Source organism: Planomonospora algeriensis, assembly GCF_977012225.1.
Genome location: NZ_CDRNDK010000385.1, coordinates 1 through 6,097, shown reverse-complemented (window position 1 = coordinate 6,097; position 6,097 = coordinate 1). Strand labels below are relative to the sequence as shown.

Sequence of the window (6,097 nt, the reverse complement as noted above, 5' to 3'; positions counted from 1 at the left end):
CGGCCACCGGGGGGACCGGCCACCGGGGGGAGCGGGTGCCGAGGGAGGGGGCGCCGGGGGAGCGGCCGTCGCCACGGCGTCGCCCGCCGGGCGGTCGTTCGGAGAACCGGGCTCGTTCAACGGGTCAGGCTCCGGGGACGCAGGTCGGTCCAGTGCGCGGCGACGTAGGCCAGGCAGGCGGCGCGTGCGTCGGGGCCGAAGCGGACCGCCCAGCCGTCGGGGACGGCGGCGAACGACGGCCAGATGGAGTGCTGCTCCTCGTCGTTGGCCAGGACGAGGAACTCGCCGTCGGGGTCGTCGAAGGGATTCATCGGTTCCGCTCCCGGAGTCGGGCCGCGACGATCGCGCCGATCTCGGCGATCGGTCCCGGCTGGGTCATGTCCTTGTGGCTGCAGGCCACGTCGTGGGCGTCGATCATGCCGCTGACGTGGGGCCGCCAGGTGTTCGGGGTGAGGGTGTCGTCGATGGTGTCGACGGTGGCGCGGAAGAACAGCACGTCGCCGTCGAACACCCGGGTGTCGAGCCCCCGCACCAGGCGGTTGGTGTTCAGGTACAGGTCCCGCAGCGAGCGGAGCGTCTCCACCGGCAGGCCGGCCAGCGGGCTGCCCTCCCGGCGCAGCACCTCGATCGCGCCCTCCAGCGTGGACGCGGCGTCCGGCGCGAAGCCGCCCATGGTGAGCAGCGCCTCCAGGGCCTCGGCCTCGTCGGAGGGCGGCAGGTCTCGCATCCCCTCGGCGGGGTAGGCGTCCAGGATCGCCAGCGGTGCGACGCCGTGGCCGGCCAGCCGGAGCTGCACGGCCATCTCCTGCGCGATGATGCCGCCGGTGGACCAGCCCAGCAGGTGGTACGGCCCCTCCGGCTGGACCTCGCGGATCTGCGCCACGTAGTCGGCCGCGAGCTCCCGCAGCGAGGAGGGCAGCGGGTCGTGGCGGGCCTGCAGGCCGTAGATCGGCCGGTCCGGCAGGTGCCGGATCAGGCCGCTGTAGCACCAGCTCAGCCCGCCCGCCGGGTGCACGCAGAACAGCGGCGGGGCCGAGCCCGTCTCGCGCAGCGGCAGCAGCACCGCCAGCGGGTCGACGCCGGTGCCGCCGTCCTCGCCCTGGACGAGGGCAGCGAGCCCGGCCGGGGTGGGCGCCTCGAAGAGCGCGCCGATCGTCACCTCGGCGCCGAGGACCTCCGGATCCGGGAGACCAGCCGTACGGCGAGCAGCGAGTGCCCGCCCAGCTCGAAGAAGCCGTCGTCGGCGCCCGCCCGGGGCAGGTCGAGCACCTCGGCGAAGAGCCCGCAGAGCGTCTCCTCCAGGGGCGTCGCCGGAGGCCGTCCCTCCGCGGCGGGCGCGGCGGGCGCGGGCAGCGCCCTGCGGTCGAGCTTGCCGTTGACGGTGAGCGGGAGCACGGGGATCTCCACGACCGCCGAGGGCACCATGTAGTCCGGCAGCGCCTGCGCCGCGAACCTGCGCAGCTCGGCGGCGTCGAGCACCGTGCCCGGGGTCATGTCCGGCGTCATGTCCGGGGTCATGTCCGGCGCGGCGGCCGGTACGGCGTAGGCGACCAGGCGCCTGTCGCCCGGCCGGTCTTCGCGGACGATCACCGCGGCCTGCCCGACCGCGGGGTGGCGCAGCAGCGCCGCCTCGATCTCGCCGAGTTCGATCCGGAAGCCGCGGACCTTGACCTGCTGGTCAGCGCGGCCGACGTAGTCGAGGGTGCCGTCCGGCTTCCAGCGGGCCAGGTCGCCCGAGCGGTACATGCGCGAGCCGGGCGGGCCGTACGGGTCGGCGACGAACCGCTCGGCGGTCAGCTCCGGCCGCCCGAGGTAGCCGCGGGCCAGGCCGTCACCGGCCACGTACATCTCGCCCACGACCCCCGGCGGCACCGGCTGCAGGGCGCCGTCCAGCAGGTAGACCCGCAGGTCCGGGATGCCGCGGCCGATGAGGCTGCCCTCCCGGTGGCCCGGGGAGAGCGGCATGTGCGTGACGTGCACGGTCGTCTCGGTGATGCCGTACATGTTGACCAGCAGCGGGCCGCCCGCCGGGCCGGGCTCGTGGCCGGGCCCGGCGGGACCGGGCCTGCGGGCGTACCAGTCCGACAGCCGGGCCAGCTCCAGCGCCTCCCCGCCGAACACCACGTACCGCAGCGCCAGCTCGCGCCCGTCGTCGGCCGCGACCAGCTGGTAGAACGCCGACGGGGTCTGGTTCAGCACCGTGACCCGCTCGCGCTCCAGCAGGGCGAGGAAGTCCTCGGGGGACCGGCTCACCTCGAACGGCACCACGACCAGGCGCCCGCCGTACAGCAGCGCCCCCCACAGCTCCCACACCGAGAAGTCGAAGGCGTAGGAGTGGAAGAGCGTCCACACGTCGCCGGGACCGAAACCGAACCAGTGGTCGGTGGCCGACAGCAGCCGGACCACGTTGTGGTGCGTGACGAGCACGCCCTTGGGGCGGCCGGTCGAGCCGGAGGTGTAGATCACGTACGCGGCGTTGCCTGGTGACGGGGACCGCTCGGGGTCGTGGTCGAGCCAGTCGTCCAGATCCTCCAGCCAGCCGGGGTCGACCACGCAGACCGGCGCGGCGTCGGAGATCATGTAGTCGAGCCGGTCGGCCGGATAGGTCGGGTCCAGCGGCAGGTAGGCGGCTCCGGTCTTCACCACCGCGAGCAGCGCGACCACCAGGTCCGCCGACCGGGGCAGCGCGAGCGCCACGACGGCCTCCGGCCGCGCGCCGTACGCGGCGAGCTTGTGCGCCAGCCGGTTGGCCCGCGCGTTCAGCTCGGCGTAGGTGAGCTCCTCCCCGGCGGCGGTGACGGCCACGGCGTCCGGCGTCCGGCGGGCCTGCGCCTCGAACAGCTCGGGCAGGGTGGCGCCCGGCTCGCTGACCAGGTCCCCGTTCCAGCCCTCGATCAGCGTCCGCCGCTCGGCCGCGCTGAGGATGTCGAGCCCGCCGACGGGCCGGTCCGGGTCGGCGACGGCGGCCGAGAGCAGGCGGACCAGCCGCTCGGCGATGGAGCGGGCCGTCGCCGGGTCGAACAGGTCCGCGCTGTACTCCAGGAAGCCGGAGCCGGACCGGTCGAGGTTGAGGGTCAGGTCGAACTTGGCGGTGCCGGTGTGCACCACCTCCACTCCCGGGGCCGGGGTGTCCTGGTGCACCAGCATCACCTGGAACAGCGGGTGCCGGTTGCGGGCCCTGGGCGGGTTGAGGACCTCGACCAGCCGGTCGAACGGCGTCTCGGCGTGGTCGAAGGCGGCCAGGTCGGCCTCCTTCACCCGCCGGAGCAGCTCGGTGAAGGTCGGATCTCCGGAGGTGTCGGTGCGCAGCACGAGCGTGTTGACGAAGAAGCCGACGGCGTCGTCCAGCGCGCTGTCGCTCCGGCCCGCCACGGGCGTGCCGATCGGGATGTCCGTGCCCGCGCCGAGCCGGGTGAGCAGGGCCGCCAGGGCGGCGTGCAGCACCATGAAGACGCTGGCGCGGTTCGCCCGGGCGAGCGCCTCGATCCCGTCGGTGAGACCGGGGTCGAACCGGACGGGGACCGTGCCGCCCGCGCCGCTGGACACCGCCGGCCGGGGCCGGTCGGCGGGCAGTTCCAGCCGGTCGGGCAGGCCCGCGAGGGCCTCGGTCCAGTGGGACAGGTCGGTGTCGGGCAGCTCCCGCTGCCAGAGCGCGTAGTCGGCGTACTGCACCGGCAGCGGCTCGAACGCGGGCGCCCGGTGCGCCTTGCGGGCCTCGTAGGCGGCCAGCAGGTCGCGGACCAGCGGTTCGGTCGACCAGCCGTCGCCGGCGATGTGGTGCAGCACCAGGACCAGCACGTGCTCCGCGCCGCTCCCGTCGCGGTCCTCGCCGCCGGTCTCGCCGCCGGTCCCGTCCCCGTCGCGGCCCCGGAGCAGGTGGGCCCGGAACGGGGTCTCGGAGGCCAGGTCGAACCCGCGGCGCGCGACGGTCCGTACGGCCTCGGCCAGGTGCTCGCCGGGCTGCCAGACGGGCAGCGGCACCGGTCCGGGCTCCAGGATCCGCTGGCAGGGCACGCCGTCGCGCTCGGGGAAGACGGTGCGCAGCACCTCGTGGCGGGCCACCAGGTCGCCGAGCGCGGCCTCCAGCGCGGTACGGTCCACCGGGCCGGGCAGGTGCAGCGCGATGGGGATGTTGTAGGTCGGGTTCGGCCCCTCGATCCGGTACAGGAACCAGAGCCTGGCCTGCGCGGACGAGAGCGGGACCGGATCGGGCCGGCGCCGGGGCCGCAGCGGCGGCCGGGTGACGTGGCCGGAGGGCAGCCGGGTGACGAGCTCGGCGGCGGTGGGGGCCTCGAAGACCGCCGCGATCGGCATCCGGACGCCGAAGGTCTCCCTGATCCGTACGGCCAGCCGCGCGGCGAGCAGCGAGTGGCCGCCGAGCTCGAAGAAGCCGTCCTCCACCCCGGCGCCGGGCACCGCCAGGACCTCGCGGAAGAGCTCGCGCATGGCGTGCTCGGAGGCGTTCTCCGGTTCCCGGCTCCGCCGCGTCACGGCGTCGACCTCGGGCAGGGCCGCCCGGTCCAGCTTCCCGCTGGGGGTGCGGGGCAGCGCGTCCAGCCAGGCGACCGCCGAGGGCACCATCCCGGCCGGGAGCCGGTCGGCGGCGAACTCGCGCAGCCCGGCGGCGTCCACGACCGGGGCGTCTTGGGTGTCCGGGGTGCTCGACGGGTTCTGGGCGTTCGAGGCGGCGGACGCGTTCGCGGCGTCCGGAGCATCCGGGCGGGCGGGTCTCCCGGCGGGCACCGCGTAGGCGATCAGCCTGCCGCCGCGGACGGCCACGGCGGCGGCGGAGACGCCGGGGTGCTCCTCCAGCACGGCCTCGATCTCGCCGGGCTCGATCCGGACCCCGCGCACCTTGACCTGGTCGTCGGTGCGGCCGAGCAGTTCGAGCCGCCCGTCGGCGGTCCAGCGGGCCCGGTCGCCGGTCCGGTACAGGCGCGAGCCGCCCGGCCCGGCCACGAACCGCTCGGCGGTCAGCTCCGGACGGTGGAGGTAACCGCGCGCCAGGCCGTCGCCGGACAGGTACAGCTCGCCCGCGACACCGGCCGGGGCCGGCTGCAGCGCGTGGTCGAGCACGTGGGCGCGGGTGCCGAGGGTGGGGCCCTCGGTGCCGTCGCCGAGCCGGGTGTAGGCGTCGACGGTCGCCTCGGTGGGGCCGTAGTGGTCGACCGCGAGCGCGCCGCTCTCCCGCAGGCGCCGCCAGAGCGGTTCGGGTACGGCCTCGCCGCCGACCACCACGATCCTCGGCGGCGCCGCCAGCAGGGCGGGCAGCTCCTTCAGGTGGGACGGGGTCAGGTCGAGGTAGTCGATCGCGTGCTCGCGGACGCAGGCGGTCAGCGCCTCGGGGTCCCGGTAGGTGTCGTCGTCGAGCAGGTGCAGCTCGTGCCCGCCGATCATCCACAGGACGGGGTCCAGGGAGGCGTCGAACGAGAACGACGCGGTGTGCGCCACCCGGAGCCGCTCGCCCGAGGGGAACAACCGCTCGCGGTGGCTGGCGAGCAGGGCCGCCAGTCCCCGGTGGGTCGCGACCACGCCCTTGGGCCGTCCGGTCGACCCCGACGTGTAGATCACGTACGCGGCGTCGTCGGGCCGGGGGAGGGGGAGGCCGGTGCCCGGGGCGTCTCCGGTGTCCCCGGGCCGCGCCGCGCTTGCGGTCTCCGGGAGGCCGCAAGCGGGCGCGGACAGCCACTCCGGGGTGACCACGATCGACGGCCGCGCGTCGGCGAGCATGAACTCCCGCCGGTCGGCCGGGTAGGCCGGGTCGACCGGGAGGAACGCGGCGCCGCTCTTCAGTACGGCGAGCAGCGCCACCACCAGGTCGGCCGAGCGCGGCAGCTCCAGCGCCACGATCCGCTCCGGTCCGGCGCCCTCCCGGACCAGCCGCCGGGCCAGCCGGTCGGCCCGCTCGCCCAGTTCGCCGAAGGTCAGTTCCTCGCCTGAGCAGACGAGCGCGCGCTCGCCGGGCGTCAGCCGTACCCGCTCGTCGAAGACCTCGACGACGCTGCGCGGTGCGGCGGCCACGGCGGAGGTCACGGAGGACGCGGACGCGGGGACCGCGGACGCGGAGGTCGCGGCGGGGCCGCGGTGACGGGCGGGG

General features: G+C 75.6%; 3 protein-coding genes. All 3 read right to left on the bottom strand.

Annotated elements, in window-relative coordinates; translation table 11 throughout:
- Positions 1–116: 116 nt before the first annotated feature.
- Genes ACWJ6R_RS28120 through ACWJ6R_RS28110 form a run of 3 tightly spaced genes read right to left on the bottom strand, consistent with a single transcriptional unit; the run spans position 117 to position 6,033 of the window.
- On the bottom strand, positions 117–311 hold the full coding sequence (locus ACWJ6R_RS28120; protein ID WP_449065117.1) for an MbtH family protein: 195 nt from the start codon (positions 309–311) through the stop codon (positions 117–119).
- Positions 308–1,159, bottom strand: a complete 852-nt coding sequence (locus ACWJ6R_RS28115; RefSeq protein WP_449065116.1) for an alpha/beta fold hydrolase — start codon at positions 1,157–1,159, stop codon at positions 308–310. The genes ACWJ6R_RS28120 and ACWJ6R_RS28115 overlap by 4 nt, the downstream gene beginning before the upstream one ends.
- The gene (locus ACWJ6R_RS28110) at positions 1,156–6,033 is read right to left on the bottom strand and encodes an amino acid adenylation domain-containing protein (protein WP_449065115.1); all 4,878 of its coding nucleotides are present in this window, start codon (positions 6,031–6,033) and stop codon (positions 1,156–1,158) included. The genes ACWJ6R_RS28115 and ACWJ6R_RS28110 overlap by 4 nt, the downstream gene beginning before the upstream one ends.
- Between the last annotated feature and the right edge of the window lie 64 nt (positions 6,034–6,097).

Coding starts and splice junctions, on each gene's coding strand:
- ACWJ6R_RS28120 (WP_449065117.1), bottom strand. CDS start 311: ATGAATCCCTTCGACGACCCCGACGGCGAGTTCCTCGTCCTGGCCAAC.